32 protein-coding genes are annotated in these 25,566 nt (G+C 73.5%); 19 read left to right on the top strand and 13 right to left on the bottom strand.

The features are described 5' to 3' along the window. Window positions 1–70 precede the first annotated feature (70 nt). Window positions 71–580 carry a translationally-controlled tumor protein gene (locus tag ACZ7C5_RS22945; RefSeq protein ID WP_470323348.1) on the top strand — a complete coding sequence of 170 codons (510 nt, stop codon included), beginning with the start codon at window positions 71–73 and terminating at the stop codon, window positions 578–580. 64 nt (window positions 581–644) lie between these two features. On the opposite strand, the gene ACZ7C5_RS22940 is transcribed toward ACZ7C5_RS22945, so the two are convergent. Further along, window positions 645–1,610: a hypothetical protein gene (locus ACZ7C5_RS22940; protein WP_401090614.1), complete on the bottom strand. Its 966-nt coding sequence runs from the start codon at window positions 1,608–1,610 to the stop codon at window positions 645–647. A gap of 142 nt (window positions 1,611–1,752) precedes the next feature. Here ACZ7C5_RS22940 and ACZ7C5_RS22935 point away from each other — a divergent pair, with 142 nt between their 5' ends. The 3 genes from ACZ7C5_RS22935 (at window position 1,753) to ACZ7C5_RS22925 (ending at window position 3,553) form a co-directional block, all read left to right on the top strand. Then, the gene (locus ACZ7C5_RS22935) at window positions 1,753–2,106 is read left to right on the top strand and encodes a VOC family protein (protein WP_401090616.1); all 354 of its coding nucleotides are present in this window, start codon (window positions 1,753–1,755) and stop codon (window positions 2,104–2,106) included. A 157-nt stretch (window positions 2,107–2,263) separates the two neighbouring features. Continuing rightward, entirely contained in the window at window positions 2,264–2,902 is a 639-nt protein-coding gene (locus ACZ7C5_RS22930; RefSeq protein WP_470323347.1) for a DUF2306 domain-containing protein, read from the top strand. Window positions 2,903–3,151: 249 nt separating this feature from the next. Next, window positions 3,152–3,553, top strand: a complete 402-nt coding sequence (locus ACZ7C5_RS22925) for a hypothetical protein (protein WP_401090620.1) — start codon at window positions 3,152–3,154, stop codon at window positions 3,551–3,553. Between the two features lie 76 nt (window positions 3,554–3,629). Here ACZ7C5_RS22925 and ACZ7C5_RS22920 read toward each other — a convergent pair whose 3' ends face one another. Further along, window positions 3,630–4,235: a sigma factor-like helix-turn-helix DNA-binding protein gene (locus ACZ7C5_RS22920; protein WP_470323346.1), complete on the bottom strand. Its 606-nt coding sequence runs from the start codon at window positions 4,233–4,235 to the stop codon at window positions 3,630–3,632. A 154-nt stretch (window positions 4,236–4,389) separates the two neighbouring features. Between ACZ7C5_RS22920 and ACZ7C5_RS22915 the strand changes: the two genes are divergently transcribed. Both ACZ7C5_RS22915 and ACZ7C5_RS22910 read left to right on the top strand, forming a co-directional pair. Next, window positions 4,390–4,866: a carboxymuconolactone decarboxylase family protein gene (locus ACZ7C5_RS22915; RefSeq protein ID WP_401090624.1), complete on the top strand. Its 477-nt coding sequence runs from the start codon at window positions 4,390–4,392 to the stop codon at window positions 4,864–4,866. Between the two features lie 246 nt (window positions 4,867–5,112). Beyond that, window positions 5,113–5,607 carry an EF-hand domain-containing protein gene (locus ACZ7C5_RS22910; protein WP_401090626.1) on the top strand — a complete coding sequence of 165 codons (495 nt, stop codon included), beginning with the start codon at window positions 5,113–5,115 and terminating at the stop codon, window positions 5,605–5,607. Window positions 5,608–5,784: 177 nt separating this feature from the next. On the opposite strand, the gene ACZ7C5_RS22905 is transcribed toward ACZ7C5_RS22910, so the two are convergent. Further along, window positions 5,785–6,393: a histone deacetylase gene (locus ACZ7C5_RS22905; RefSeq protein ID WP_470323345.1), complete on the bottom strand. Its 609-nt coding sequence runs from the start codon at window positions 6,391–6,393 to the stop codon at window positions 5,785–5,787. A gap of 309 nt (window positions 6,394–6,702) precedes the next feature. On the opposite strand from ACZ7C5_RS22905, the gene ACZ7C5_RS22900 reads away from it, so the two are divergent. Beyond that, window positions 6,703–10,695 carry a Pls/PosA family non-ribosomal peptide synthetase gene (locus tag ACZ7C5_RS22900; RefSeq protein WP_470323344.1) on the top strand — a complete coding sequence of 1,331 codons (3,993 nt, stop codon included), beginning with the start codon at window positions 6,703–6,705 and terminating at the stop codon, window positions 10,693–10,695. Window positions 10,696–10,785: 90 nt separating this feature from the next. Continuing rightward, the gene (locus ACZ7C5_RS22895; RefSeq protein ID WP_401090632.1) at window positions 10,786–10,998 is read left to right on the top strand and encodes a DUF4287 domain-containing protein; all 213 of its coding nucleotides are present in this window, start codon (window positions 10,786–10,788) and stop codon (window positions 10,996–10,998) included. 124 nt (window positions 10,999–11,122) lie between these two features. Here the strand turns inward: ACZ7C5_RS22895 and cyaB are convergent, their stop codons facing one another. Further along, a complete protein-coding gene (cyaB, locus tag ACZ7C5_RS22890; RefSeq protein ID WP_401090634.1) occupies window positions 11,123–11,686 on the bottom strand; it encodes a class IV adenylate cyclase in 564 nt (187 codons plus the stop codon). A gap of 244 nt (window positions 11,687–11,930) precedes the next feature. Then, the gene (locus ACZ7C5_RS22885; protein WP_401090636.1) at window positions 11,931–12,158 is read right to left on the bottom strand and encodes a DUF397 domain-containing protein; all 228 of its coding nucleotides are present in this window, start codon (window positions 12,156–12,158) and stop codon (window positions 11,931–11,933) included. Between the two features lie 180 nt (window positions 12,159–12,338). On the opposite strand from ACZ7C5_RS22885, the gene ACZ7C5_RS22880 reads away from it, so the two are divergent. Continuing rightward, window positions 12,339–13,001: an HAD family hydrolase gene (locus ACZ7C5_RS22880; protein WP_401090638.1), complete on the top strand. Its 663-nt coding sequence runs from the start codon at window positions 12,339–12,341 to the stop codon at window positions 12,999–13,001. 211 nt (window positions 13,002–13,212) lie between these two features. Here the strand turns inward: ACZ7C5_RS22880 and ACZ7C5_RS22875 are convergent, their stop codons facing one another. From ACZ7C5_RS22875 to ACZ7C5_RS22860, 4 genes are all read right to left on the bottom strand, one after another. Continuing rightward, window positions 13,213–13,680 carry an NUDIX hydrolase gene (locus ACZ7C5_RS22875; RefSeq protein WP_401090640.1) on the bottom strand — a complete coding sequence of 156 codons (468 nt, stop codon included), beginning with the start codon at window positions 13,678–13,680 and terminating at the stop codon, window positions 13,213–13,215. Then, the gene (locus ACZ7C5_RS22870) at window positions 13,667–13,972 is read right to left on the bottom strand and encodes a hypothetical protein (protein ID WP_401090642.1); all 306 of its coding nucleotides are present in this window, start codon (window positions 13,970–13,972) and stop codon (window positions 13,667–13,669) included. The genes ACZ7C5_RS22875 and ACZ7C5_RS22870 overlap by 14 nt, the downstream gene beginning before the upstream one ends. Before the next feature lie 176 nt (window positions 13,973–14,148). Beyond that, a complete protein-coding gene (locus tag ACZ7C5_RS22865; protein ID WP_401090643.1) occupies window positions 14,149–14,346 on the bottom strand; it encodes a DUF397 domain-containing protein in 198 nt (65 codons plus the stop codon). Next, on the bottom strand, window positions 14,339–15,172 hold the full coding sequence (locus tag ACZ7C5_RS22860; RefSeq protein ID WP_401090645.1) for a helix-turn-helix domain-containing protein: 834 nt from the start codon (window positions 15,170–15,172) through the stop codon (window positions 14,339–14,341). The genes ACZ7C5_RS22865 and ACZ7C5_RS22860 overlap by 8 nt, the downstream gene beginning before the upstream one ends. 400 nt (window positions 15,173–15,572) lie before the next feature. On the opposite strand from ACZ7C5_RS22860, the gene ACZ7C5_RS22855 reads away from it, so the two are divergent. Genes ACZ7C5_RS22855 through ACZ7C5_RS22845 form a run of 3 tightly spaced genes read left to right on the top strand, consistent with a single transcriptional unit; the run spans window position 15,573 to window position 17,228 of the window. After that, window positions 15,573–16,010 carry an ATP-binding protein gene (locus tag ACZ7C5_RS22855; protein ID WP_470323343.1) on the top strand — a complete coding sequence of 146 codons (438 nt, stop codon included), beginning with the start codon at window positions 15,573–15,575 and terminating at the stop codon, window positions 16,008–16,010. Between the two features lie 14 nt (window positions 16,011–16,024). After that, window positions 16,025–16,606, top strand: a complete 582-nt coding sequence (locus ACZ7C5_RS22850) for a hypothetical protein (RefSeq protein WP_470323342.1) — start codon at window positions 16,025–16,027, stop codon at window positions 16,604–16,606. Window positions 16,607–16,643: 37 nt separating this feature from the next. Further along, the gene (locus ACZ7C5_RS22845) at window positions 16,644–17,228 is read left to right on the top strand and encodes a short chain dehydrogenase (protein ID WP_470323341.1); all 585 of its coding nucleotides are present in this window, start codon (window positions 16,644–16,646) and stop codon (window positions 17,226–17,228) included. A gap of 58 nt (window positions 17,229–17,286) precedes the next feature. Here ACZ7C5_RS22845 and ACZ7C5_RS22840 read toward each other — a convergent pair whose 3' ends face one another. After that, window positions 17,287–18,012, bottom strand: a complete 726-nt coding sequence (locus ACZ7C5_RS22840) for a class I SAM-dependent methyltransferase (RefSeq protein ID WP_470323340.1) — start codon at window positions 18,010–18,012, stop codon at window positions 17,287–17,289. A gap of 274 nt (window positions 18,013–18,286) precedes the next feature. On the opposite strand from ACZ7C5_RS22840, the gene ACZ7C5_RS22835 reads away from it, so the two are divergent. From ACZ7C5_RS22835 to ACZ7C5_RS22815, 5 genes are all read left to right on the top strand, one after another. Then, window positions 18,287–18,403 carry a lasso RiPP family leader peptide-containing protein gene (locus tag ACZ7C5_RS22835; protein WP_188295462.1) on the top strand — a complete coding sequence of 39 codons (117 nt, stop codon included), beginning with the start codon at window positions 18,287–18,289 and terminating at the stop codon, window positions 18,401–18,403. A gap of 10 nt (window positions 18,404–18,413) precedes the next feature. Then, the gene (locus ACZ7C5_RS22830; RefSeq protein ID WP_470323339.1) at window positions 18,414–20,246 is read left to right on the top strand and encodes an asparagine synthase-related protein; all 1,833 of its coding nucleotides are present in this window, start codon (window positions 18,414–18,416) and stop codon (window positions 20,244–20,246) included. Beyond that, window positions 20,247–20,504 (top strand): lasso peptide biosynthesis PqqD family chaperone, encoded by a 258-nt coding sequence (locus ACZ7C5_RS22825; protein ID WP_188295460.1) that lies wholly within the window; start codon window positions 20,247–20,249, stop codon window positions 20,502–20,504. Beyond that, window positions 20,501–20,920, top strand: coding sequence for a lasso peptide biosynthesis B2 protein (locus ACZ7C5_RS22820; RefSeq protein ID WP_401090657.1), 420 nt, complete (start codon window positions 20,501–20,503; stop codon window positions 20,918–20,920). The genes ACZ7C5_RS22825 and ACZ7C5_RS22820 overlap by 4 nt, the downstream gene beginning before the upstream one ends. 471 nt (window positions 20,921–21,391) lie before the next feature. Next, window positions 21,392–21,985 (top strand): hypothetical protein, encoded by a 594-nt coding sequence (locus ACZ7C5_RS22815; RefSeq protein ID WP_401090659.1) that lies wholly within the window; start codon window positions 21,392–21,394, stop codon window positions 21,983–21,985. A 78-nt stretch (window positions 21,986–22,063) separates the two neighbouring features. Here the strand turns inward: ACZ7C5_RS22815 and ACZ7C5_RS22810 are convergent, their stop codons facing one another. Then, entirely contained in the window at window positions 22,064–22,642 is a 579-nt protein-coding gene (locus ACZ7C5_RS22810; protein ID WP_401090719.1) for a carbonic anhydrase, read from the bottom strand. Between the two features lie 230 nt (window positions 22,643–22,872). Further along, window positions 22,873–23,994: a PP2C family protein-serine/threonine phosphatase gene (locus ACZ7C5_RS22805; protein WP_401090661.1), complete on the bottom strand. Its 1,122-nt coding sequence runs from the start codon at window positions 23,992–23,994 to the stop codon at window positions 22,873–22,875. 204 nt (window positions 23,995–24,198) lie between these two features. Between ACZ7C5_RS22805 and ACZ7C5_RS22800 the strand changes: the two genes are divergently transcribed. Both ACZ7C5_RS22800 and ACZ7C5_RS22795 read left to right on the top strand, forming a co-directional pair. Further along, the gene (locus ACZ7C5_RS22800; RefSeq protein WP_401090721.1) at window positions 24,199–24,669 is read left to right on the top strand and encodes a helix-turn-helix transcriptional regulator; all 471 of its coding nucleotides are present in this window, start codon (window positions 24,199–24,201) and stop codon (window positions 24,667–24,669) included. Between the two features lie 5 nt (window positions 24,670–24,674). Continuing rightward, window positions 24,675–25,091: a VOC family protein gene (locus ACZ7C5_RS22795; RefSeq protein WP_401090664.1), complete on the top strand. Its 417-nt coding sequence runs from the start codon at window positions 24,675–24,677 to the stop codon at window positions 25,089–25,091. A gap of 43 nt (window positions 25,092–25,134) precedes the next feature. Here the strand turns inward: ACZ7C5_RS22795 and ACZ7C5_RS22790 are convergent, their stop codons facing one another. Next, on the bottom strand, window positions 25,135–25,518 hold the full coding sequence (locus ACZ7C5_RS22790) for a VOC family protein (protein WP_401090666.1): 384 nt from the start codon (window positions 25,516–25,518) through the stop codon (window positions 25,135–25,137). Between the last annotated feature and the right edge of the window lie 48 nt (window positions 25,519–25,566).

Genomic DNA, 25,566 nt, shown 5'->3' with positions numbered 1-25,566 from the left:
GTGATGTGACGCGCACGCAGGGGCATTGGGGTGGTCGGCAATACTTGGCCCGTGTGGGATGGAGATCTGCATGAAGGTGTACCGCGACGTCTTCAACGGTGACGAGTTGCTGTCCGACTCGGTCCCGGTCAAGGAGGACGGCGTCTGCTTCGTCGCCGAGGGCAAGTACGGCACGCGCTCGACAGTCGGGTCGATCGACATCGGAGCCGCGTCCGGCGTGGAGGGCGAGGAGGGCGAGGAGGAGACCGGAGCGGTCGATTCGGCAACCGTCTCGGTCCTCGACATCGTTGACGCACATCGACTTGTCGAGACGAGCTACGACAAGAAGAACTACACCGGGCACATCAAGGCGTACCTGAAGAGGCTGTCGGAGAGGGTCCCCGCGGACGATCGGTCCGCCTGGCAGGAGAAGGCCCAGACATGTGTCAAGGCCGTGCTCGCCGACTTCGAGGGCTACCGGTTCTTCACCGGCGAAAGCATGGACCCCGAGGCCATGGTCGTCCTCCTGAAGGCCGGCGAAGCCGGCGGGGCCCCGTACCTGTACTACTTCGGGCACGGGCTCAAGACCGAGGTGTACTGACACCACGGTCCTGCCTGAAGTCCTGGGCCCGGTGCGGACTCCCGCGCCGGGCCGGTGAGTTCGATCAGCTCTGGGTGGAACGGCGGCAGGAGTCCGCCGAGACGACGGCCGGGACGTAGTCGGCCCGCAGGAGGTGGTAGCAGTCCTGGAACGCCTCCTCGCCGCCGGCCGCGCCGGCCGCGAGCCCCCATCCGCCGCGCGTGAGGTCGAGCGTCGCCGCGTAGTCGAGCCGCTCCGGCGGCTGTCCGCCGAGGCGCCACGGCTGCGACAGGGCCGACAGCCCGACCGTCACCGTGGTGCCGGTCGCCTCCCTGACGGATCCGACCCAGTGCGGGCTCTCGGCGATCAGCCGCCGCGGCAGCGCCTCGTCCGGCTCCGGGACCTCCACCGGCGCGGAGTGGCCGGCCCCGATCAGGGCGGACCCGGCCAGCAGGGCCAGCAGCCGGGCGAGGAGCGCCGGGGGCATCGCCGGATCCGTCGACTCCGCCGTCAGGTAGCAGTCGTCGTGCCCGGAGTACCAGAAGCGCGAACCGCTGAGGCGGGGGAGGACCGGCTCGCCGGCGACGACGGCCGCGCCGACGGCCAGTTCGAGCGCGTCGAGCCGCTCCGCGGTGGTGCCCGCCGGAACGTCGACCAGCGACAGCTCGTACGGCGCCCAGCCGCCGCCGAGGAACCGGGGCAGGTCGTCCCGGCGCATCATCAGGAACTCCTCGCCGAGGTCCATCGAGCCCGCGGCCCGGTCCCCGACCGGGCGGGCGGTGCAGGCCACGCCCCGCTGCGCCGCGATCCGGGACGGCGGCCACGGCCGGTTGTCCTTGTCGAAGAGGCTGTTCGATTCGAGGTTCAGGACGACGACCGTGTCGTTCGCCGTGCGGGTGAGCACGTCGATCAGCTCCCAGGCCCGGGCGGCCGCCCCGCTGACCGTCCACGAGCCTTCGGCCTCGGCGACGTTGAAGCTCAGCGGGAACGGCAGCCGCTCCAGCCCGACACCGTTGGCGCCGAACGCCCCGTGGCTCTCCACCGTGATCACTGCCGTACCCCCCGGATGAACCCGCCCACACCGTGACCTGCGCGGACCATCATCCCCCTGCGCCGTCGCGAGCTCCGCCACGACCCCCCCGAGCTCCGGCCACCTACCCCGGCCAGGGCCGCCGCCCTGGCAGGATGGCGGCATGGAACGAGTGCTTGGCATCGGCGGGTACTTCCTACGGGCCGCCGACCCGACGGCGCTGAGCGCCTGGTACCGCGAGAGCCTGGGGCTGGACACGGACGAACACGGCCTCTGGCATCAGCAGGCCGGCCCGACGGTCTTCGCCGCCTTCGACTCCGGGACCGACTACTTCGGCTCCCGCACCCAGCAGACCATGCTCAACTTCCGCGTCCGCGACCTGGACGCGATGCTCGCCCAACTGCGCGCCCACGGCGCCGCCGTGGCCGAGGAGACCCAGGAGATGGCGGGCGTCGGCCGGTTCGGCTGGGTCACCGACCCCGAGGGCAACCGCGTCGAACTCTGGCAGCCCGCCTGATCGAGTCCCGCTCCGGACCGGAATGAACCCGGAGCGGAAACGTCGTGACTGCCGCCCGGCAAATACCTTGCCCCGTAAGGGAAGTGGGGTTTTCTGGGGGTGCTTATCGGGGGCATGCCGGATGTCCGCCCGCGGCGCCGGGCCCGAGACTCGAACCATGCGCATCACGCGGGCCGGTTGGGCCATCATGACGATGCTGTCCACGCTGATCGTCGTCATCTCCGCCAAGTACTTCCGCCTCGACCCGGAGGCGTTCTTCGAGGAGCAGCGCGACACCTACCTGACCCACCAAGTCCCGCTCGCCATCCACATCTCCGGCGCCATCACGGCCCTGGCCGTCGGCCCCTGGCAGTTCTCCGAGCGCCTGCGCGCACGCAAGCCCCGCCGGCACCGCCGCATCGGCGTCGTCTACCTGCTCGGCTGCCTGACCGGCGCGGTGGGCGCCCTGCTGCTGGCACCCGTCGCCTACGGGGGAGCGGTCGCCGGGCTCGGCTTCGCCTGCCTGGCGGTGGCCTGGCTGATCACCGGCGCCATGGGGCTGCGGACGGCCCTCGCCGGCCGGATCGCCGACCACCGCCGCTGGATGATCCGCAGCTTCGCCCTCACCTTCGCCGCCGTCACGCTGCGCCTCATGGTGCTCGCCGCCACGACGGCCGGCCTGGGCCTGCGCCCCGCCTACACCGCCGTGGCCTGGCTGTGCTGGGTGCCCAACCTGCTGCTGGCCTGCTGGTTCACCCGCACCCGCACCCGCACCCGGACCCGCATCCGCCGCGCCGGACCGGCCGACCCGGCTTGAGGTGAGGCCTGCTCGGGTTTCCCCGTCGGCGATGCGTCGACCGAACGCCGGCGCCCGGGAGGCGTGGCGGGGCCCGGCCCACCGGGTGCGGGGCGGTTGTTAGCCCGGCCAGGCAGCAGTGTTCCTCCGCCCGAGTAGCCGGGCGCTCACCCGGGCGGCGGGCGCCTCGGCCCGGGTACGGATCGGGGCCGGCGCGGGGAAACAGCCCCCGCCGACGAAAGCCCGACCCAGAACTCCAGGAGGCCGAACATGGCCCGCATCAAGCCCCTCGCCCTGACCGCCCTCGCCGTCGTCGGCGTGCTGGCCGCGAGCACCGCGACCGCCGCCGCCGAGGCGAAGCCCACCGGCAAGCCCGTCGGCAAGCCGGCCGTCGTCATTCCCCACAACCCGACCACCACCAACCCCCAGCAGCTGGCCGCACACGACCAGGTCACCGGCGACTGGGTCGACGTGGCCCCGGGCGGGAACGGGTACGCCTACGTGACGTGTCCGTCCGGCGAGGTGCCCACCGGTGGTGGCGGCCAGACCAGCGCCTACGCGATCTTCTTCACCGACTCCTACCCGGACGGCAGCTCCTGGGTCGTGCGCGGCACCAACACCGGCAGCGGGACCGAGTCCATCCGGGCGACCGCGGTCTGCACCACCCCCTGACCCGGGGCTGAGCGACCCGGGCCCGGCAGCCGGGCCCGGGTCGCTCCACGTCCGGCGAGGGTCACTGCGGCAGGGGTCACTGCGGCGGGGGCAGCAGCCCCAGGTCCGAGACCGGTCCGAGGTGGGCGAGCTTGTCGGGGTTGGACACGGCGTGGACCGCCCGCACCGCGCCGTCGGCGTCGATGTCCAGCCCGATGACGTTGACCACGCGCTGCTCGGCGTCGTACGGCACCGCGCCCGGGCGGCCGTTGACCCATGCGGGGGTGAGGCGGGCGCCGAGCCGGCGGATCCGGCGGAAGCCGCCGACCAGCAGCCGGGCGACGCGCAGCGGGTCGGTGACGGAGCGGCCGAGCGCACGGGCCTTGCCGCCGCCGTCGCCCTGGAAGACCACGTCGGGGGCGAGCATGCCGAGCAGCGCCTCCGGGTCCCCGCCCTCGGCGACCTCGAAGAAGCGGCGGGCCAGCTCCTCGCCCTCCGCGCGGCGGGCCGGAGCCGGAACGGCGGTCCCGTCCCCGGCGACGGCCAGGCGCTTCCTGGCCCGGGCGAGGATCTGGCGGCAGTTCGCCTCGCCGCGGCCGACCATCCGCGCGACCTCCGGATAGCCGTACCCGAACGCCTCGCGCAGCGTGAACGCCGCGCGCTCGACGGGGGAGAGGGCCTCCAGCAGCACCAGGAACGCCATCGACAGGGTGTCCGCCAGCTCCGCGTGCTCGGCCGGGCCCGGGCGGGCGGTGTGGCGCGGGTCACGGGGCCGGACCGGCGGGGGGATGTCACAAAACGGCGGGCCGTTCTGTCTCAAGGGGCGACAACGGGACACCGACCGAGGAGTAACCGTCATGGAACCCCGCCTGAACCCCTTCACCAGCCCCGTCATGGGCAAGGTCTTCAAGCACGTCATCGCCGCCCACAAGCCCATCGCCGAGTCGAGCCTGCCGTACGCCGTCCAGGAGTTGGTGCGGCTGCGGGTCAGCCAGATCAACGGCTGCGGCGCCTGTCTCGACATGCACTACAAGGAGGCCGTGCACGCCGGCGAGGACCCGGTGCGCCTCAACCTGGTCGCCGCCTGGCGCGAGGCCACCGTGTTCACCGACGCGGAGCGCGCCGCGCTGGAACTCGCCGAGGCGGGCGCCCGGCTCGCCGACGCGGCCGGCGGGGTGAGCGACGAGGTGTGGGCGAACGCCGCGAAGCACTACGACGAGGAGCAGCTGGCGGCGCTGGTGTGCGTGATAGCGCTGATCAACGCCTTCAACCGGGCCAACGTGATGACCCGCCAGCCCGGCGGCGGCTACGAGGTCGGCATGTACGGGCACTGAGCGGTCGCTTCGTACGTCCACCGACCATCAACCACCGTGGTGCACCGGGCCGGTGGCGCGTCCGTCGGAACCGGGCCGGACGGACGCCGGTCCGGGGCGGATGGCGGCCCGGCGCCGGGCCGTCCACCTCCGTCACCGCTGCCTCTCTTTCGAGTGATCAACGGCGTGACACCCGCTCCGACGGCGGGAGATGCGACAGGGTGGGCCGGACACCTCCGTCGTATCAGAAAGGGACAGGTGGGTTCCGTGGTGACTCGGACAGAGCGCGACCACTTCCAGGCGATGTTCAGGAGGCTGGACGTCGACGGTGACGGGGTGATCGAGCAGGTCGACATCGACCAGCTGGTCCACAAGGTGCTGAGGCGGGTCGGCGCCGGCGAGCCGGGCACGGAGACCTGGCGGCGGGTGGTCGGCCTGGGCAACCGGATGTGGCAGGAACTGCTCGACGGCACGGACGCGAACGGGGACGGCAGGGTCACCGCCCGGGAGTTCGTCGCCGCCTACCGGCGGCCCGACTTCCTCGATCAGGTCGCGGTGCCGTTCGAGCTCGCGATCCTGGAGGCCGCCGACACCGACGGTGACGGCAGGATCTCCCTGGCGGAGTGGCTGACCTGGCAGCAGGCCAAGGGAGTCGCCTCGAACGAGGCCCTCGGCGAGTTCCAGCAGATCGACGCCGACGGCGACGGCCACCTCACCCGGGACGAGTGCGTCCAGCACATCAAGCAGACGTACACCACCTGAGGCCTGCGCCCGAACGCGGCGGGGCCGACCGGCAGTTCGCCGGCCGGCCCCGCCTCCGCGGGACCGCCCGATGGCCTGGTCGCCCGGCTCCGCGGCCGGGGCCCCTTCCACGGGCCCCGGCCGCGTCGTGCGAGGCGGGCGGCACCGCCCCCGTACGTCCTTGCGGGGCGGGGGAGTTCAGCCCAGCGCCGCCTCCACCGCCCGCGGCGTCCAGTGCCCGGCCGCGCCCGGGCGGGTGGCGAGGTAGCCGGCCGTACGCCAGGGGCCCCAGCCGTGGGACTCGGCCAGGCCGGCCGCCAGGGTGCGCAGGTAGGGCCGGGTGGGGGCGTTCAGCTCGGCGCCGGCCACGCCCCAGGAGGCGGTGAAGGTCAGCAGCGGCATCCCGTCCGACTCGCCGACGTGCAGCAGGGTCTGGTAGCGGCCCGGGCCCAGTTCGTCGCGCCCGGTGGCGAGCACCGGGGCGAGGTCGAGGTCGGTGCCGGGGGAGCGGCCCATCTCCTGGGCGGCGACGTCGCTGAACTGACTCAGCGTCATCAGATAGGCGCGGCACGGCACTTCGCTTCGCCCGGCCGGGTCGTAGAAGGCCGAGCCGCCGCCCCAGGTGCGCGAGCGCCCGGCGAAGTACAGCGTGCCCGGCAGCGCGGTGGCCACCGCCCGGCGCGGCGGGCGCCGGTCGCGGGCACCCGGGTGGTCCTGTGCCCCGCCGTCCGGGCGCCCGCCGCGCAGGTAGCAGGCGAGACGGGCGGCGTGCAGGTTCGAGCCGTACGCCACGTACCAGACGAGCATCGTGTTCTCTCCCGCCGTCGCGGCCCCGGCACCATCGCGCCCGGCACCGTCGCGGCCCCGGCACTGTCGCCGTCCTGGTAGTCCGCGATTCCCCCTCACCGGCGGAAACGATCGACATCGCGCGAAATGTCATTCGATTCGCGCCGTCGTCGACGCCGTACGGCATCGATGATGAGAATCTCCTTTGATCGCACCCCCGCTGCATCCAGCCGGCTCCCAGCACGGTCATGGTGGATGGGCGCGCGTCCCGGAAGGTGACAACGGCACCGTACGCGCTCCCCAGGACCCCGGAGCCGAGGAACCCCACCCATGGACGCACGCCCCGAAACGGCCGGACCAGGCACGCTGCACCGCCCCCACCCGGGCCACTCCGCGGCGGGCCGGCCGGCGGCCCAGGCCCCCGCCCCCCGCAGCCTGCTCGACATCATCGCCGCCACCGCCGACGCCCACCCCGACGCGCCCGCGCTCGACACCGGCGACACCGTCCTCGACTACCGCGCCCTGCTGCACGAGGCCGACACCCTCGCCGGCCTGCTCGCCGGGCGCGGCATCGGCCGCGGCGACCGGGTCGGCGTCCGCATCCCCTCCGGCACCGCCGACCTGTACGTCGCCATCCTCGCCGTGCTGCGCTGCGGCGCCGCCTACGTCCCCGTCGACGCCGACGACCCCGACGAACGCGCCGAGCTGATCTGGCAGGACGCCGCCGTCTGCGCCGTCCTCGGCCCCGGACGCGCCGTGCACCCCGCCCCCGCCGCCCGCCCGTCCGGCCGCCCCGCCCGGCCCGCCCCCGCCGACGACGCGTGGATCATCTTCACCTCCGGCACCACCGGCCGCCCCAAGGGCGTCGCCGTCACCCACCGCTCGGCGGCCGCCTTCGTCGACGCCGAAGCCCGCCTCTTCCTGCCCCGGCAGCCCCTCGGCCCCGGCGACCGCGTCCTGGCCGGCCTCTCGGTGGCCTTCGACGCCTCCTGCGAGGAGATGTGGCTCGCCTGGCGCCACGGCGCCTGCCTCGTCCCCGCCCCCCGCGCCCTGGTCAAGGCCGGCACCGACCTCGGCCCCTGGCTCGTGGCCCGGCGCATCACCGCCGTCTCCACCGTCCCCACCCTGCTCGCCCTGTGGCCGCAGGACTGCCTGGACGCCGTCCGCCTGATCATCGTCGGCGGCGAAGCCTGCCCCGCCGAACTCGTCGACCGCCTCGCCACCGGCGGCCGCGAGTTCTGGAACACCTACGGCCCCACCGAGACCACCGTCGTCGCCACCGCCGCCCGCCTGACCCCCGGCGAACCCGTCCGCATCGGCACACCCCTCGACGGCTGGGAGATCGCCGTCGTCGACCCGGCCGGAAACCCCGTCCCCTGGTACGCGAGCGGCGAACTGCTCATCACCGGCGTCGGCACCGCCCGCTACCTCGACCCCGCCAAGGACGCCGAGAAGTTCGGCGCCCACCCCGCCCTCGCCTCACCCCGCGTCTACCGCAGCGGCGACCTGGTGCGCAACGACCCCGAAGGCCTCGTCTACCTCGGCCGCGCCGACGACCAGGTCAAACTCGGCGGCCGCCGCGTCGAACTCGGCGAGATCGACGCCGCCCTCCAGGCCCTGCCCGGAATCCGCGCCGCCGCCGCGGCCGTCCGCAGGACCCCCGCCGGCACCGACCTGCTCGTCGGCTACCTCGTCGCCCACCCCGGCACCACCTGCGACCTTGCCGCCGCCCGCCGGCACCTCCTGGAACGCCTGCCCGCCCCGCTGGTGCCCGTCCTCGCCCTCGTCGACTCCCTGCCCACCCGCACCTCCGGCAAGGTCGACCGCGCCGCCCTGCCCTGGCCGCTCACCGGAACCGCCCCCACCGGCCCCGCCCCCGCCGGCCCCGGCACCACCGCCCCGGCCCCGGACGGCACCGCCGGCCGGCTCGCCGCCCACTGGGAACGCCTGCTCGGCACCACCCCCGGCCCCGACGACGACTTCTTCGCCCTCGGCGGCTCCAGCCTCACCGCCGCCCGCCTCGTCTCCGACCTGCGCACCGGCCACCCCGGCGTCTCCGTCGCCGACCTGTACGCCCACCCCCGCCTCGCCGACCTCGCCGGCTACCTCGACACCCTCGCCGCCACCGAGCCCGAGGAGACCGTCGCCACCGCCGCCGTCCGCCACCGCACCGTCACCCGCACCCCCCGCAGCGCCGGAGCCTGGCAGACCCTCCTGCTCCTCGGCATGTTCTCCCTCGCCGGACTGCGCTGGACCCTCACCCTGATCGCCCTCGACAACCTCACCGGCAACCACCTCGCCTGGGCCCCGCACAGCTCCTGGTGGCCCGTCGGCGCCGGCCTCCTCCTCTTCCACAGCGCCCCCGGCCGCACCCTCCTCGCCGCCGCCGGCGCCCGCCTGCTCACCGCCGGCATCCGCCCCGGCAGCCACCCCCGCGGCGGCCACGTCCACCTGCGCCTGTGGGCCGCCGAACGCTACACCGCCATGCTCGGCACCGCCGCCCTCGCCGGCACCCCCTGGGCCACCCGCTACGCCCGGGCCCTGGGCTGCCGCGTCGGCCCCGGCGTCCACCTCCACACCCTGCCCCCCGTCACCGGCCTCGCCCGCCTCGGCGCCCACGCCAGCATCGAACCCGAAGCCGACCTCGCAGGCTGGTGGCTCGACGGCGACACCCTCCACCTCGGCCACCTCGACATCGGCGAAGGCGCCCGCATCGGCCACCGCGCCACCCTCATGCCCGGCGCCCGCATCGGCGCCCACGCCGAGATCGCCCCCGGCTCCTGCGTCACCGCCACCGTCCCGCCCCGCGAACACCGGCACGGCTCCCCGGCCCGCCCCACCACCGACAACCCCACCCACTGGCCCACCACCCCGGCCCCCGCCGCCCGCCACTGGAACCCCGCCTACGGCGCCGCCCTCGCCCTCTTCGGCGTCCTCCCGGCCGTCGCCGCCCTGCCCGCCCTGCTCATCGTCTACCCGATGATCGACACCGACACCACCCTGACCGGCGCCCTCGTCCAGCTCCTGCCCGCCACCGTCCCCCTCGCCGCCCTCACCCTGCTCTGCTACGCCACCCTGACAGCTCTCCTCGTCCGCCTCCTCTCCCGCCCGCTGCGCCCCGGCTTCCACCCCGCCACCGGCCGCACCGCCTTCTGCGCCTGGGCCGTCAGCCGCCTCAGCGACACCGCCAGGCGCACCCTCTTCCCCTTCTACGCCGGCCTCTTCACCCCGGTGTGGCTGCGCCTGCTCGGCGCCCGCGTCGGCCGGCGCGTCGAAGCCTCCACCGTGCTCGCCCTGCCCGGCCTGATGCGCGTCGACGACGGCGCCTTCCTCGCCGACGACACCCTCGTCGCCCCGTACGAACTGCGCGGCGGCTGGCTGCACCTGGGCCCCGCCCACATCGGCCGCCGCTCCTTCGTCGGCAACTCCGGCATCGTCGGCCCCGGCCGCCGGCTGCCCGACAACTCCCTGGTCGGCGTGCTCTCCGACACCCCCGCCCACGCCCCCGAAGGCTCCTCCTGGCTCGGCCGCCCCGCCTTCGCCCTGCCCCGCGTCGCCGCCACCGGCGCCGAAGAGCGCACCTACGACCCGCCCCGGCGCCTGATGTGGGCCCGCGCCGGCGTCGAACTGTGCCGGCTGCTGCCGATCGTCCTCGCCGCCCTGCTCGGCGACCTCGTCCTCGCCACCCTCCAGGAACTGCGCGACGACTACGGACTGGGCACCGCCCTCGCCGCCGCCGGAATCGTGCTGACCTGCGCCGCCGTCATCGCCTGCGCCGTCACCACCGCCGCCAAGTGGCTGCTCGTCGGACGCTTCCGCGTCGCCGAACACCCGCTCTGGTCCTCCTTCGTGTGGCGCAACGAGCTCTACGACACCTTCGTCGAGGAACTCGCCATGCCCTTCGGCGGCCACACCATCACCGGCACCCCCTACCTGAACGTCTGGCTGCGCAGCCTCGGCGCCCGGATCGGCCGCGGCGTCTGGTGCGAGACCCACTGGCTGCCCGAGACCGACCTGGTCACCGTCGGGGCCGGCGCCAGCGTCAACCGCGGCACCGTGCTCCAGACCCACCTCTTCCACGACCGCGTCATGCGCCTGGGCCCCGTCCACCTCGCCGCCGGCGCCACCACGGGCCCGCACTCCGTCGTGCTTCCCGACTCCACCCTCGGGGCCGGCGCCACCGTCGGCCCCGCCTCCCTGGTGATGCGCGGCGAGAACGTCCCCGGCGCCACCCGCTGGCTCGGCAACCCCGTCGCCGCCTGGGACGCCGACCCCACCCCGCCCCCGGGGCGGCGCCGCCGCAAGGCCGTCGCGACGGTGTGACGCGGATCACGCGCGCGGGGCGATGAGTTCGCGGTGCGGTCACGGTCCATCCCCGTGACCGCACCGCGCTTCTTCGAGAGGACCACGCCGATGACCACCCCCGCCGTGAAGGGCCCCGCCTCCTACTTCCCGTCGATCGAGAAGAAGTACGGCCGCCCGATCGAGGAGTGGAAGGACCTCATCCGCGCCTCTTCACTTACGAGGCACATGGAACTCGTCGCCTGGCTCAAGGCCGACCACGGCCTCGGCCACGGCCACGCCAGCGCCCTCGTCTCCCACACCCTCGCCGAGAAGGCCGCCTGAACCCGCCCGCTGCCGCGACGGCCGGCGGCGTGATCAGGGGCGCGAGCCGCAGGCCCGGACCGCGAACGGTCCGGGCCCGCGGTCCGGGAAGGCGGATCAGACGTCAAGTCGCTCGGCCGGACCGTCAGGTGCGGGCCGCGGCCACCGCGTCCGTGTACAGCTCGGTCGTCAGATCGCCCTCGTTGATCCCGAGGCCGGCCAGGACGGCCCGTACGGTGCTGAGCGCGGCTGCGAGGTGGTCCTGGGTGGGCGCGATGGTCTCGACTTCGACGAACGTCGCGTCGATTTCCGGGACACGGACGAGTGTGGCGAGGAACTGCCGGCCGTCACGTGCGAAGGCGTAGTTGCGGCACCGCTTCTCGAACCGGATGCGCGGAGTGAAGCCGAGGCCGCTGATGATCTCGTGAATGGCTTCGGCGTCCGCCACCCGGGTCTCGGCCTCGGGCTTCGACCCGGATGCCTCGTCCACCCGGGCGCCCTTGTACGTGAGCACGGTGCGGGTGTCGTCGGGCCCGTGGACGGTGCGGATCCTCAGCTCACGGTCGGCGCCCGTCAGACTGCCGTCCGGGGCGTCGTAGTAGGTGTCGCGGTACACCTCGGCACGGCCGGCTCCGTACAACTCCTCCAACCGTGCGAGGACGTGTTCTGGATCGCGTACGACGGCCTTGAGCTCCGCCTCGATCGCCATTCCGGTTCCTCCTGTCGCCGCCGCTCTCGGGCTGAAGCCGATCACGCTTCCGGGCTTCTTTCGGTGAGGCATCGGCCCGAAGCCCGTAGGTATCAGCCGACTATGTGTCAGTTGACGATTATGGTGAGCTTGCTGAAACTGTTGCGAGGCTACTTGCGTTCAGTGTCGTGGCACGGCGGTATGGAAGAGATGGGTGGGCCCCGGCGGCTCTTTCGCCGGGGCCCACCCACTCGTCATTCACCCGTTACGGCTGGACCGGGAACTCGCCGGCCTTGACGGCGTCGAGGAAGTTCTGGAAGGCAACAGGGGTGAACTCCAGGACCGGGCCGCGCCGGTGCTGCTTGGTGTCGCGCACCGGGATGGCGCCGGCCGGGGTCCGGCCGACCTCGACGCAGTTGCCGTTCTCACCGGCCGAGTAGCTGGATTTGGCCCAGCCGTAGCCGCCCTGGTCGAGGGTGGTGCCGTCGTGCATGGTCAATCCTCCCGGCCTGGAACCGATCGCGCCTCCGGGCTCTTCTACCCGCGGACGCCTCGACCGAAGCCGGGCCCACGCGGTTCGGGAAGCCGGATCAGACGTACCTTGGCACGGCCGACGCCGGAGGGACTTTGGAGGGGACGCCGGGGCCCGTCCTTGCCCCGCTAGGCTGCGGGCATGACGATCAAGGCTGTGGTGTTCGACGTCGGGGAGTGCCTTGTCGACGAGACCCGGGAGTACGGCACCTGGGCCGACTGGCTGGGTGTGCCGAGGCACACGTTCGTCGCTCAGTTCGGCGCGGTGATCGCGCAGGGCCTGGACTACCGGGAGACCTTCCGGATCTTCGCTCCCGGTTTCGACCTCCACGAGGAACGCGAGAAGCGGGCCGCCGCCGGCCAGGCGGAGACCTTCGGCGAGGACGACCTCTACCCGGACGTCCGGGGCGCCTTCGCCCGACTGCGCTCGGACGGCCTGTGGTTGATGATCGCCGGCAACCAGACCGTGCGGGCCGGGGCGATCCTTCGCCGACTGTTCACGGGCGACGTCGACCTGATCGGCACGTCCGACGACTGGGGCGCGAGCAAGCCGGATCCTGCCTTCTTCGAACGCGTCGCCGAGGTGGTACCTGCCGAGCCGCGCGAGATCCTCTACGTCGGCGACCGGCTCGACAACGACGTTCTCCCCGCCCGGAAGGCGGGGATGCGGACAGCGTTGATCCGGCGCGGCCCGTGGGGCTGGATCCAGCAGCACGATCCGGCCGCGGAGCAGGCGACGTTCCGGATCGACTCGCTGGCGGAACTTCCGGAACTGATCGGCAAGTTCAACGCTGACGTGAGCTGATTCGTCCCGTCGTTTCGGACTCGTCGGACACTTGTAGGTCCCCCGTCGATAGGCCGTGCGAGGAGACAGGCGGAGAAGTCCTGGTGGACTGCCTCAGCGTCGGAGATGCCTCCGACAGGATGACGCCGACCCGCCCCACGGAGATCATGCGGCGGGAGCTCGCGGCAGGTGTCGTGGTCACCGGCCCGGTTCAGATGCTCGCCCGGCGCCCCTAGCGCACTGCGGGGATGGCCCCGGAGCGCCAGTCGGCTAGCCGCTTGCGGATGCCGGCCACCATCGGCAGCCCGTCCGTCTCGGCCGGAGCGAACCAGGCCACCTCGTGGGACTCCTCGGACACCCGCAGCTCCCCGCCGAGCGGGCGCGCGAGGAGGCAGATGGAGAACTCCTGGCGGACCTCGCCGTCGTCGTAGGCGAAGACGTGGCCGGGGTCGGTGTAGGTGCCGACGATCCCGGTGATCTCGACCTCGATGCCGGTTTCCTCGCGCGTCTCGCGGATCCCGCATCCGGCGAGCGACTCACCGATGTCCATCCTGCCGCCGGGCAGCGCCCACATCCCGTTGTCGGTGCGCCGTTGGAGCAGGACTCGGCCCGCATCGTCGACCACGACGACGGATGCGGCAGGGACCAGCGAGTTCGCCTTGGGGGCGTTCGGGTCGTCCTCGTAGTCACGCCTGGCCATGATCTGCCACCTCCGTTGTCGCGGCCGTCCACACGTCACGCCCCTTCGCCCACAAGTCCTCGACGTGGCCGGCGAAGCGATCGAACACACCGTCCTCCTGGGCCCGCCTGAAATGCATCATCGGGGCGTCGTGGCCGATCCTGCCGGGCAGCAATGGCGTGACGATCATGTCGTCGTCGAAGCGGGAGACGCTGAGTGAGACGTGCGCGGTCTCATATCGCGCCTCGATCGACGTGCCCCGCAGCTTGGCGAGTTCGGACAAGGTGATCTCGATCCGGGTCGACAGGCTCAAGGGAACGTCCTCCTCCAGCTCGCGCTGACGGTGGTCGGGTGCCCGGGCTCACCGAGAACGAAGCGGACCCGAACACCGGCCTCCGCCTTCTGCCGGAGCAGGCTGCCGAATTTCGCGTGCTCCAGCCACAGGCCCGGACCGTTCGCGGTCCGGGCCTGCGGTTTCGGGAAGCCGGGTCAGATGCCGCCGAACTCGCCGCTGCGGACAGCGTCGACGAACGAGCTCCAGGCCGAGGGCGGGAAGACCAGAGCCGGGCCCTGAGGGTCCTTGGAGTCACGGACCCTGCCCGGATGTGCATCATCTACCTCGATGCAACCGCCCCCACCGTTGCTGTATGTGCTCTTGCGCCACTTGGCGCCCGTTGGGTCATGCATGGTCCAGTTCCTTCCGTACTGCCCGGATCATGGCCAAAGTGTCCGGCTGGTTGAGCGCGTTGACCTGGAGTCGATCGTATCTATCGACCCATCGGGCCACTGTCTCGGCGTCTTGTTCCAGGTATCCCCGCTGGAGAGTCTCCGTGTACCCGACCAGGGCCCGATTCGGGAGGGTCAGGAGTGTGACGGGGTGGGACAGGGGCCGATCCTCGGCGAGGCGGTATGGGGCGACCTGAATAATCACATTCGGGCGGTCACTCAGGCTCTCCAGGTGAGAGAGCTGAACGGCCATGATCTCCCGACCGCCGATCGGTCGACGCAGGGCTCCCTCGTCCAGAACGGCATGGATCGTCGTTCCCCGGTCGAGCATGTGCTGGCGCTGGGCCAGCAAGCCGAGCCTTCTGTCGGCTTGCTCCCGAGTAGCTTCCCCGCGTCGGACGATGCCAGCTTCGTAGGCCGCACTGTAGTCCGGGTGCTGAAGTATGCCCGACACCATGTCCGTGTCGAACAGTCTGGCCGTGATCGCTTCGCGTTCCTTGCGAAGGTACTCGGAGAACCCCGGCAACAGGGCGCCATTCTTCCAGCTCCACCACAGTCCCGTCAGAGCACCGCCGGCGTCGAGGGCTGCGTCCACGCGTTCTACGAACTTTAAAGACGGGGCTTGTTTGGCTCGCTCCACGTTCGAGATGTAGACGTTGGAGTACCCGATTCTTTTACCGAGTTCGATCTGCGTCAGCCCGCTGGCCAGGCGGACTCTGGTGATCTGAACAGCCAGAGCCTCCAGCGGAGATGACGTCGGGTCAAGTGTTCGAAGAGTCAAGATCATTCTCTTTAAAATGCGCCGGACTAGAGATTTGAAACTCTTTCGATCCTAGAGGAGGCTGAGTCATCCTGGTAGTCATTCGGTCACTGACCGGAGTTGCCTACTGGGGCGGCGACAATACGCACCCCTCACGGAGACGCCCATGTCCGAAGACCGGAACTCCCAGGTCAGGCTCAACTCTCTCCAGTCGCTCACCCCCGTGGAGTTCGCTCCCGGAGCCGGCGGGAATCCCCACTGTCGCCAGCTGTGACTTTCAACATGCCACACATGGACATGAGTTGAGCACGAAGGCCTCCGCCCGCCGATCCGTCCACCTCGAAGTCGAGACCGGCCCCGTCCTCCAGGGCGCCCCCGTCCCGATCGGCTGACCAAATCCAGCGCACCCCCCTTGAGGCACCTCACCATGCTTAAAACCCACCGCCCCCGCGCCTTCGTCGCGCGCCTCGAATCCCGCCCCGAATCCGCGCCCCTGGCCCGCTACTTGCTCCGCGCCTACCTCTCCGGGCTGCCCGGCGGCGAGCGCTACGCCGACACCGCCGAACTGCTCCTGTGCGAACTCTTCGCCAATGCCGTCCGGCACTCCGACGCCCTCTCGGACCGGCGCATCGAGATCCGCTTCGCGCTCGTCGACTCCCGTCTCCGGTTGGAGGTCCATGACGCGGGAACCGGGCGGCCGTCCCTCCGCACCGCCACGCCGGACGACGAGCGCGGGCGTGGCCTGCTGATCGTCAACGAGCTGGCCGAGCAGTGGGGTTGCTGCTGCCCGCACCCGGGCGGCACCGGCAAGTTCGTCTGGGCCCTCGTCGCCCCCGCCCCCGCCCCCGCCCTCGTCACCGTCTGAAAGACCGAGCCCCCATGCACCTCGCCACCCTCGCCCGGCACACCCTCTCCCGCGGCGCCACCCCCGCCGCCACCTACGCCCTCCTCGCCCGCCTCGGCCACAGGCCCGCCCCCTGCGCCCGGGCCGTCTGCCTCGCCCTCGACATCCCCCTCCCCGACATCTCCCGCCGCCTCGCCGACTGCCACGACGCCCTCCTCGCCGACCCCCGCCCCGACTCCGAGGCCGACACCGGCGAAGTCCTCGAAGCTCTCGGCGTCTTCGACGTCCCCAAGTCCCTCACCCCCACCGAACAGGTCGTCGTCGCCCACTTCCTGACCGCCGTCGACGCCCACGGCAGCCTCCGCCCCGGCCACCACCACGGCCTCACCCGCTGGTTCACCACCGGCAACCTCACCGCCGCCTACCTCTCCCTCACCGCCGCCCACCCCCTGCCCCGCACCGGCGACCCCACCCGCTACTGGACCGCCCTGACCACCGCCGGCGAACTCCTCGCCACCACCCCCAACCCCGACCCCCGCATCCGCTACGCACTCACCCACTGCCGCACCCGAGCCGCCGGGGCATCGCCGAACGAGCCCTACGGCAAAGGCCGTTGAGGACGGCCGCAGGCCCCGACGATGCGATGATCGAGGCATGAAGATCCTCGTCATCGGAGCCACCGGCACCCTCGGACGCGCCGTCGCCGACACCCTGGAGACGACCCACCAGGTCGTCCGGGCCTCGCGCGGCGGCCCCGTGACGGTGGACCTGGAAGACCCCGACTCCCTGGACGCCCTCTTCGCCGGCCTGCCCGACCTCGACGCCGTCGTCTGCTGCGCCGCCTCCGGCCCGCTGGTGGACCTGGCCTCGGTGACCGACGCGGAGTTCCTTGCCGGTCTCCAGGGCAAGCTCCTGGGCCAGGTCGCCCTGGCCCGCCGCGCCCTGCACCACCTGCGCGACGGCGGCTCCATCACCCTCACCGGCGGCACCTTCACCACCCCGCTGCCCGGCGGCTCGCTCGGCGCCCTGGTCAACACCGCCCTGGAGGGCTTCGTCCGCAACGCCGCCGCCGAACTGCCCCGGGGCCTGCGGATCAACCTCGTCAGCCCCGGCTGGATCACCGAGACCCTGCAACGCCTCGGCATGGACCCGGCCGGCGGCACCCCCGTCGCCGAGGTCGCCCGCAGCTACCTCGACGCCATCGAAGGCCCCGCCCAGGGCCTGACCCTGCGCCCCTGAACCGCCCCGGCCGCGCGCCGGAAGTCGGCCCGGCCGACTTCTCGCGCGAGGCCGGGGATCACGGGCGCCGGGCCACGAAGACGAACTCCCGCCCCGGCCGGTCGGGCGCGTCGCGGACCTCCTCCGCCACGAAGCCGCAAGCGGCCAGGTCCCGTTCGGCCTCCTCCCGCTCCCGGAAGCGCAGCGTCGAATCCGAGACCAGCACCTGCCCGTCCGCGGCGAACACGTACGTCCACCGGAACGTCACCAGCGGCCCGCGCACCTCGACCAGGTCGACCCAGCTCTCGACCGACCCCACCCCCGGGACCTCCGTCACCCGGTGGGAGCGCCCGCGCGTCCACTCCTCCCAGCCGCGAGCGGCCGGATCGCGGGTCTCGAAGACCAGCCGCCCGCCCGGCCGCAGCGCCGCGAAGGCCCCGCGCAACGTCCCCCGCCAGGCGCCCACGCCGGTGATCGCCTGGGCGACGTTCGCCGTCATCGTCGCCAGGTCGACCCGCAGCGGCGGCAGGTCCGTCGCGTCACCGTGGACCCAGCGCACCCGCGCCGCACCGGGTTTGGCGCGCGCCACGTCGAGGGAGGCCCGGGCCGGATCGACGCCGACGACCTCGATCCCGCGCCCGGCCAGCAGCAGCGCGAACACCCCCGTGCCACAGCCGATGTCCAGCACCCGGCGCGCCCCGAACTCCCGCGCCATCCGCAGATAGGCGTCGAGATCGCCACGGTCGGGATCGAGCGGGTCGTAGACCGCTGCCAGCCGCGGGTGCCCGAAGCACGCGTCCACCATGGACCGATGGTAGGCGGGCCCCCTTCCGGCGCCAGACAGGTCTACACCACTGCGCGCCAGGCTGACCGGATCCCGCCTCCCGCCGGCCGCCCCCGTCCCCCCGTCAACCAGGTGCTCAGCAGTCCCTTCAGCGCCCGCAGCCACTCGGGCGGCGGGCGTCGGGTTCCGGACGAAGCCCCGGGCCCCGCTTGTCCGTCGGCGAACCGGGAGGGAAGAGTGGGTACTGCCGGCCGGCGATCGTGTCCAACTCCCTCGCGAACGAGAGGACATCGTCATGACCGACGTCTACGAACCCCCGATGCTCATCGAACTCGGCGACTTCGCGGCCCTCACCCTGGGCTTCGACTTCGGCAACCAGTCCGACGTCCACGGCTACTACCTCATCCCCTGAGGCACCGGACGTGAGCGGTCACCGACGGACCTGGTTCGTGGTCCTGCCGGACACCGACGCCGGGGCCGCGGTGGCCGCGGTGTGGGGCACGGCCCAGTGCCGTGCCCTGCACCACCCCAGCGGACGCCCCTGGATCCTCGGCCACTGGCCGTCCGGCGAAGCCGTCACCGCCCAGGCCGGACCCGTCGCCCTCGCCGTCCTCGGCACCAGCGACGCCGACCCGCACCGGCTGCGCCACCACGCCGAACGCAGCCGCGACCCGCACGAGGCACTCGCCGCGGCACCCGACCTGGCCGGCAGCTTCCACCTCCTGGCCACCGCGCACGGCACCGTCGCCGCGCGCGGCACCCTGTCCGGACTGCGCCGCCTCCACCTGGCCGAGATCGACGGCGTCCCCGTCCTCGCCGACCGGGCCGACGTCCTGGCCGCGGCCGCCGGACTCACCCCGAGCACCGACCACCTCGCCCTGCGCCTCGCCCACCCGCTGCCGCACCCCGCCGACACCCTGCCGCTGTGGCCCGGCATCACGCCCGTCCCACCGCACCACACCGCCGAACTCGCCCCCCACCGCCCCGCCCGCACCACCGCCCACTGGCACCCCCCGGCCCCCGTACGGCCCCCGGCCGAAGCCGCCACCGCCCTCGGCCAGGCCCTGCACCGCGCCGTCGACGCCCGCACCCGCGGCGGCGGACTCGTCGCCGCCGACCTCTCCGGCGGCCTCGACTCCACCCCCCTGTGCTTCCTCGCCGCCACCGGCCCGGCCGACCTGCTCACCGTCACCCTCGGCTCCCTCGACCCCCACCACGACGACGCCGTCTGGGCCGACCGCGCCGCACACCACCTGCCCGGCAAACGCCTCGTCCTGCCCGCCGAGGACCTGCCCGCGATGTTCGCCGGCATCGACACCCCCGGCCCCCAGGGCGACGAACCGTTCGCCTGGACCCGCACCAGGGCCCGCGACGAAGCCGTCGCCCGCCTGCTCGCCGGCCACGGCGCCCGGCTGCGGATCAGCGGCGAAGGCGGCGACGAAGTCCTCCAGGCCCTGCCCGCCTACCTGCGCACCCTCCTCGCCCGCCACCCCGCCACCGCCGCCCGCCACCTGCGCGGACACCGGGCCCGCCTGCGCTGGAAACTCCCCGACGCCCTGCGCGCCCTCGCCGACCCCCGCCCCTACCCCGCCTGGCTCGCCCACGCCGCCGAACGCCTCACCCACCCCCACCCGCCGGGCACCACCCAACTCCTCGGCTGGGGCATCGAACCCCGGCTGCCCCCCTGGGCCACCGCCCACGCCGCCGACCTGGCCCGCGCACAGCTGCGGGCCCTGCGCGACACCCAGCCGCTGGCACCGGAACACGCCCAGCACCAGGTACTGCACATGGTCCGCCACAGCGCCTCCGCCATGCGCCAGCTCACCGACGCCACCGCCCGCGCGGGCGTGCCCTACAGCGTGCCCCTCCTCGACGACCGGGTCCTGGACGCCTGCCTGGCCGCCGACCCCGCCACCCGCGGCACACCCTTCGCCTACAAGCCGCTGCTCACCGCCGCCGTCGCCCCCGACCTGCCCGCCGACCTCCTGCGGCGCACCGGCAAGGGCGACTTCACCCCCGACACCCACCAGGGACTGGCCCGCCACCGCGCCGGACTCGCCGCCCTCATCGAGGACAGCGCCCTGGTCCGCGCCGGACTGGTCGACCCCGACACGCTCCGCCGGGCCTGCCTCGGGCTGTACCCGCCCGGCACCCCCTACGCGGCCCTGGACGCGACCCTCGCCTGCGAGCACTGGCTGCGCGCCCACGCGACGAGCCCGCACCCCCACACCCCGCCCGGTACCCAAGGAGCCTGAATGGCCGTCCAGTTGATCCCCCACGTGACCCTCACACCCACCGAGGACGGCGCCGTCGTCCTGGACGAGCGCGACGGCCGCTACTTCCAGCTCAACCGCACCGGACTGCACATCCTGCGGTCCCTGCTGGACGGCCGCACCGCCGAGGAGATCGCCGCCGACCTCAGCAACCTGCACCCGGTCACGGCCACCCAGGCGCAGGCCGACGTCGACCGGCTGCACGAGAGCCTGCGTACCGCCGGACTGGTCACCGGATGAGCCTGCACACCCACGCCACCCGCACCGACCGGCCGCCCTGGCACCGGCGCCCGGCCGCGTTCGCGGCGATCGGCGCGGCCCGGCTGATCGAGAGGCTCCCCCCGGCCCGGATCCGCCGGGTGATGCACGCGCTGCGGCGCGGCGCCCGGCCCGCCGGCCACGCCGAGGCGCTGGCCGCCCGGCAGGCCGTGGTCGCGCTCAGCATGCGCTGCGCCGGCCAGGGCTGCCTCCAACGCTCCATCGCCGCAGCGCTGTTGTGCCGCACCCGGGGTGCTTGGCCGACCTGGCGCACGGGCGTGCGGACCGCCCCGTTCCGCGCCCACGCGTGGATCGAGGCCGACGGCACGCCCGTCGGCGAGCCGCCCGAGATCGCCCACTTCCACCCGATGATCACTGTTGAGCCGTTGAGCCGTTGAGCCGTTGAGCCGTTGAGCCGTTGAGCCGTTGAGCCGTTGAGCCGTTGAGCCGCTGAGCCGTCGCCGGCCTGGCCCGGCGGCCCGTGCAGGGGGTCCGGGAGGGAGTCCGGGCGCCCGGTCCGGCATGCCCGGGGAGTGCACTCTCCCCGGGCCGGGCCCGCGCGTCGTGGGTCCCCGCCGGGGGTGCGGCGGCGGGGGAGTCGGGTGGTCCCGGGAGCCGGGGCCGCCGTCGGCACGATCAGGAAGGCGGCGGCCCCGGCCCCGGTACGGGTGCCGTACGGGCGGGGCATCGACCGCGGATGCCCGTACGGCTGCGGTCGGCACCCATTCCACGACTTCAACAGCACTTGAAGTCAAGCCCCGCCCGAGCCGAACCCCCGCCCGAAGGTGCCGTCCGCTCCCGGGGTAGCCTCGCTCCCGGTGGGGGCCTGCGGAGGACAGACACGGACAAGACGGACAAGGGGCGGGCGGATGACTGAGCAGCAGCACAGCTACTGGCGGGCGTCGGACGGCGCGGCGGTCAGCGCCGCCCAGGCGCACATCGTGTGGACCAGGGCGGCCTACCCCGCACTGGTGGCGGTGGCACGCCGCTACCACGCGGTGATCAGCTACCCGGACCTGGCCGAGGCGGTGCAGGAGGCCTCCGGGGTACGCACCCGGATCAACCAGCGGCACTGGATCGGCAAGGTGCTGGCCCTGGTGATCCGCGAGGCACACCGCCGCGGCGACCCGCCGCTGACGGCCCTGGTGGTGCACGCCACGGACGGCAGGGTCGGCCCTGGCTACCAGGAGGTGCTGGCGGTCGCCGGACAGCCGCCGGTGGCCGAGGAGATGGACCGCGAGCAGCACGCCGCCGCCGCCCGCCTGGCCTGCTACCGGCACTTCGGCGCCGACCTGCCCGCCGACGGCGGCACACCCGCCCTCGCCCCGCGCCTGCGCGCCACGGTCGACCGCAAGGCCGCCGCCACCGCCGTGCCACGGCCGCCGGCGATCTGTCCGACCTGCTTCCTCCAGCTGCCCGCGACGCGGGTGTGCGACTCCTGCGGGGAGACCATCGCGCCCTGAGCGCCGCACCTCCCGTACCGCGCCCGCCGTCCTCGGGAAGGGCAGCCGTTCCCCGAGGACGGACGGGAGAACCCGCTGTCAGCCCACCGGACCGTGGGCCGAGACCAGCCGCGCCCGGCCGTCGAGCAGCCGGTAGGACAGCCCCACCACGGCCACCGTCCCCTCGGCGACCCGGGCGGCCAGCGCCTGCGAGCGCTCCACCAGCAGGTCCACGGTCTGGCGGATGTGCACGTCCACGATCGCGTCCCGGTCCTCGATGCCCGCCGCCTTCGCGGACAGCACGCTCGGGGTCACCCGTTCCACCACGTCCCGGACGAAACCGCTCGGCATCCGCCCCTGCTCCAGGGAGTCCAGCGCCGCCGCCACCGCACCGCACGAGTCGTGCCCCAGCACCACCACCAGCGGGCAGTCCAGCACGCTCACCCCGTACTCGATGCTGCCCAGCGCCTCCGCCCCGGTGACGTGCCCGGCGGTGCGCACCACGAACAGGTCGCCGAGGCCCTGGTCGAAGATGATCTCGGCGGCCAGCCGGGAGTCCGAACAGCCGAACAGCACCGCGAAGGGCCGCTGCGCCGGGGCGAGCGCCGTGCGGCGCCCGGCGTCCTGGTTGGGGTGCTCGGGGTTGCCCGAGACGAACCGGGCGTTGCCCTCCATCATCACCCGCAGTGCCTGGGCGGGGTCGGTCAGGAAGTCGTCCGTCGGGCCGTCCGTCAGGCCGTTCGTCAGGCCGTTCGTCAGGCCGGACGCAGCGTCGGACTCCGAGTCGGGCTCGGAGGCGGATATCGGTGTGGGGATCATGCCAGAACCCTAGATCGCGGCAGGTCGAGCCCGCAGCCGGGGGTCACAGGGCGGCCGGCCGGCCGGGACCGCCTGCGGTGCCTGCCCGCCTACGGTGCGCGGCGCAGGGCGAGGACGGTGACGTCGTCGCGGCTGCGGCCCCCGCTCCACAGGCGCGCCCGCCGGTCCAGGGCCTCGGGCAGGGCGTCGGCGGGAACGCCGGCCAGCTCCGCCAGACCCCGCTCGACCGGGTAGAACGCCCCCGAGGCGTCCTGCGCCTCGGTGACCCCGTCGGTCAGCAGCACCAGCACCCCGTCCCCGGGCAGCGCGAAGCGCCGTACCGGGCGCCGCACGCCGCCGGCCAGCGAGGCGAGGCCCAGCGGGACCCCGGCGTCCAGGACGATGGGCTCCACCCGGCCGCCGGGGTGCAGCAGATAGGGGGCGAGGTGCCCGCAGTTGACGGCCCGCACCTCGACACCGTCCCCGCCCCCGTCCTCGTCCCCGCTGCTGACGTCCAGCACGGTGGCGGTGACGAAACGCTCCTGCTCGCCGCTCTGCACCGCGTACGCGTTGTGCCGCTCCACCGCCGCCTCCAGCGCGTCGGCGACGGCGGGCAGCCGCGCCTCGCGGAACGCCGCCTCCCGGAAGGCGCTCAGCACCGCGAAGCCCGTCCCGATCGCGGGCAGGCCCTTGCCCTGGACGTCACCGACCAGCACCCGGGTGCCGTGCGGGGTGGCGGCGATGTCGTACAGGTCGCCGCCGACCAGCGCGTCCTGCTCCACCGGCCGGTACAGCCCGTCCAGGCGCACGTCGGAGGTGGTCACCGGCAGCGGGCGCAGCAGCTGACGCTGGAGGGCGACGGCGCTCTGCCGCATCCGGGACAGCTGCCGCTCCCGGCGCACCCGCCGCGCGCACAGGCCGATCACCGCGGCCTCGGCGGCGATCACGCCCAGCACGGTGCCGAGGCGGGCCGTCAGGTCACCGGGCGGGAACAGCACCGAGTGGACCACCACCACCGCCGTCACCCACACCGAGGCGGCCACCGTCTGGGCGATGGTCCCCAGACCCGCCAGCAGCGCGGGCAGGAACACCAGCAGCAGCACCAGCCGGGAGTTGGTGCCGCTGGCCGCCTGGACGAGCAGCACGGCGACGGTCGCGGCCAGCACACCGAGGGCCACCGCCCCGTTGCCGGGGGCGCGCGGGGAACCGGGTTGCTGATCGTCGCGGTCCAACCCCGTCGCCCTCTCCGCCGTCCGGCCGTCCCTCCAGGGTGGTCGGCCCGGCGGGGCGGACGCGAGCGGGTTGCGCCGTGTGGGTGACAGCGGGGCAGCGCGGGGGAGCACCGGCGGGGACGCCGACTGTCGGAGGCACTGGGTACGGTGGCCGGTGTGCCGCCCTCGTCCTCTCCCGCCTCCGCCGCCGCCTCGTCCCCCCGGCTGCCGCTCGACGACCTCGTGCGGCTGCGCCGGGCCAGGGACCGGATGGACCGCGAGTACGACCAGCCGCTGGACGTCCCCGCGCTGGCCCGCACCGCGCTGATGTCCTCCGGCCACTTCTCGCGCAGCTTCCGCACCGCCTACGGCGAGACCCCGTACAGCTACCTCATGACCCGCCGGATCGAGCGCGCCAAGGCACTGCTGCGCCGCGGGGACCTGAGCGTGACCGAGGTGTGCATGGCGGTGGGCTGTACCTCGCTGGGCTCCTTCAGCACCCGGTTCACCGAGCTGGTGGGGGAGAGCCCGAGCACCTACCGGGCCCGCGACCACGAGGAGGGCGCGGCGATCCCGGCCTGCATCGCCAAGATCCGCACCCGCCCGGTGCGGCGTACGGAGGCCAAGGGTGCCAAGGAGGCCAAGGGGGCGGAGGGGGCGGAGGGTGCCGGTGGCCCCGGTGCTCCCGTAGCGTGACGGCCATGAGCATCGAACTCGCGCAGTGCTTCATCGCCGTCGACGACCACGACCGGGCCCTCGCCTTCTACCGCGACGTCCTCGGCTTCGAGGTGCGCAACGACGTCGGCTTCGAGGGCATGCGCTGGGTCACCGTCGGTTCGCCCGACCAGCCCGGCGTCGAGATCGTCCTGGAGCCCCCGCTGGCCGACCCGCACGCCTCCGAGACCGACCGCCGGGCCGCCGCCGAACTCCTCGCCAAGGGCCTGCTGCGCGGCGTGATCTTCCGCACCGACGACTGCGACTCCACCTTCGAGCGGCTGCGCGCGGCCGGTGCCGAGGTCCTCCAGGAGCCGATGGACCAGCCCTACGGGGTGCGCGACTGCGCCTTCCGCGACCCGTCGGGCAACATGCTGCGCTTCAACCAGCCGCGCACGAAGTAGCCCGTGGCCCGCAGCCCGTGGCCGGGCGTGGGGTGCCGGCCGTTCAGGCGGGCCGGATGCGGGCGTGCAGGAGGCAGAACTCGTTGCCCTCGGGATCGGCCAGGACGCGCCAGTTCTCGGCGCCGCTCTGGCCGATGTCGACGGGCCTGGCGCCGAGCGCGAGCAGCCGTTCCAGTTCGGCGTCCTGGTTGCGGTCGGTGGCGTTGACGTCGATGTGCAGCCGGAGCTTGGCGGGCCGCGGGTCGCTGGTGGGGCCGAAGACCAGGGTGGGCTGCGGGCCGCCGAAGCCGGTGCCGGGCGGCCCGATCTCGATGCTGCCGTCGCCCTCCCGGCCGAGCTCGACGTAGCCCAGGACCTCGCTCCAGAACACGGCGAGGCGCTCGGGATCGGCGGCGTCGATGACCAGTTCGCTGATGCGGCATGCCATGGCCCGTGAGCCTACGTGCCGGTGCGGCGGCAGGGCTTCCGACGCTCC

The sequence above is a fragment of the Kitasatospora sp. NPDC036993 genome, from assembly GCF_055607525.1.
Note: the sequence above shows the minus strand (reverse complement) of the source record. Positions and strands in the feature narration are given on the sequence as shown.

Bases quoted from the DNA above. Each gene is read 5' to 3' on its own strand.
- ACZ7C5_RS22865 (WP_401090643.1), bottom strand. From the start codon at position 14,346: ATGCATGACCCAACGGGCGCCAAGTGGCGCAAGAGCACATACAGCAAC.
- ACZ7C5_RS22935 (WP_401090616.1), top strand. From the start codon at position 1,753: ATGGAACGAGTGCTTGGCATCGGCGGGTACTTCCTACGGGCCGCCGAC.
- ACZ7C5_RS22875 (WP_401090640.1), bottom strand. From the start codon at position 13,680: ATGGCCAGGCGTGACTACGAGGACGACCCGAACGCCCCCAAGGCGAAC.
- ACZ7C5_RS22920 (WP_470323346.1), bottom strand. From the start codon at position 4,235: ATGGCGTTCCTGGTGCTGCTGGAGGCCCTCTCCCCCGTCGAGCGCGCG.
- ACZ7C5_RS22895 (WP_401090632.1), top strand. From the start codon at position 10,786: ATGACCACCCCCGCCGTGAAGGGCCCCGCCTCCTACTTCCCGTCGATC.
- ACZ7C5_RS22820 (WP_401090657.1), top strand. From the start codon at position 20,501: ATGAGCCTGCACACCCACGCCACCCGCACCGACCGGCCGCCCTGGCAC.
- cyaB (WP_401090634.1), bottom strand. From the start codon at position 11,686: ATGGCGATCGAGGCGGAGCTCAAGGCCGTCGTACGCGATCCAGAACAC.
- ACZ7C5_RS22790 (WP_401090666.1), bottom strand. From the start codon at position 25,518: ATGGCATGCCGCATCAGCGAACTGGTCATCGACGCCGCCGATCCCGAG.
- ACZ7C5_RS22825 (WP_188295460.1), top strand. From the start codon at position 20,247: ATGGCCGTCCAGTTGATCCCCCACGTGACCCTCACACCCACCGAGGAC.
- ACZ7C5_RS22810 (WP_401090719.1), bottom strand. From the start codon at position 22,642: ATGATGGAGGGCAACGCCCGGTTCGTCTCGGGCAACCCCGAGCACCCC.
- ACZ7C5_RS22885 (WP_401090636.1), bottom strand. From the start codon at position 12,158: ATGCACGACGGCACCACCCTCGACCAGGGCGGCTACGGCTGGGCCAAA.
- ACZ7C5_RS22880 (WP_401090638.1), top strand. From the start codon at position 12,339: ATGACGATCAAGGCTGTGGTGTTCGACGTCGGGGAGTGCCTTGTCGAC.
- ACZ7C5_RS22850 (WP_470323342.1), top strand. From the start codon at position 16,025: ATGCACCTCGCCACCCTCGCCCGGCACACCCTCTCCCGCGGCGCCACC.
- ACZ7C5_RS22945 (WP_470323348.1), top strand. From the start codon at position 71: ATGAAGGTGTACCGCGACGTCTTCAACGGTGACGAGTTGCTGTCCGAC.
- ACZ7C5_RS22860 (WP_401090645.1), bottom strand. From the start codon at position 15,172: ATGATCTTGACTCTTCGAACACTTGACCCGACGTCATCTCCGCTGGAG.
- ACZ7C5_RS22930 (WP_470323347.1), top strand. From the start codon at position 2,264: ATGCGCATCACGCGGGCCGGTTGGGCCATCATGACGATGCTGTCCACG.
- ACZ7C5_RS22795 (WP_401090664.1), top strand. From the start codon at position 24,675: ATGAGCATCGAACTCGCGCAGTGCTTCATCGCCGTCGACGACCACGAC.
- ACZ7C5_RS22900 (WP_470323344.1), top strand. From the start codon at position 6,703: ATGGACGCACGCCCCGAAACGGCCGGACCAGGCACGCTGCACCGCCCC.
- ACZ7C5_RS22855 (WP_470323343.1), top strand. From the start codon at position 15,573: ATGCTTAAAACCCACCGCCCCCGCGCCTTCGTCGCGCGCCTCGAATCC.
- ACZ7C5_RS22815 (WP_401090659.1), top strand. From the start codon at position 21,392: ATGACTGAGCAGCAGCACAGCTACTGGCGGGCGTCGGACGGCGCGGCG.
- ACZ7C5_RS22915 (WP_401090624.1), top strand. From the start codon at position 4,390: ATGGAACCCCGCCTGAACCCCTTCACCAGCCCCGTCATGGGCAAGGTC.
- ACZ7C5_RS22925 (WP_401090620.1), top strand. From the start codon at position 3,152: ATGGCCCGCATCAAGCCCCTCGCCCTGACCGCCCTCGCCGTCGTCGGC.
- ACZ7C5_RS22835 (WP_188295462.1), top strand. From the start codon at position 18,287: ATGACCGACGTCTACGAACCCCCGATGCTCATCGAACTCGGCGACTTC.
- ACZ7C5_RS22845 (WP_470323341.1), top strand. From the start codon at position 16,644: ATGAAGATCCTCGTCATCGGAGCCACCGGCACCCTCGGACGCGCCGTC.
- ACZ7C5_RS22840 (WP_470323340.1), bottom strand. From the start codon at position 18,012: ATGGTGGACGCGTGCTTCGGGCACCCGCGGCTGGCAGCGGTCTACGAC.
- ACZ7C5_RS22905 (WP_470323345.1), bottom strand. From the start codon at position 6,393: ATGCTCGTCTGGTACGTGGCGTACGGCTCGAACCTGCACGCCGCCCGT.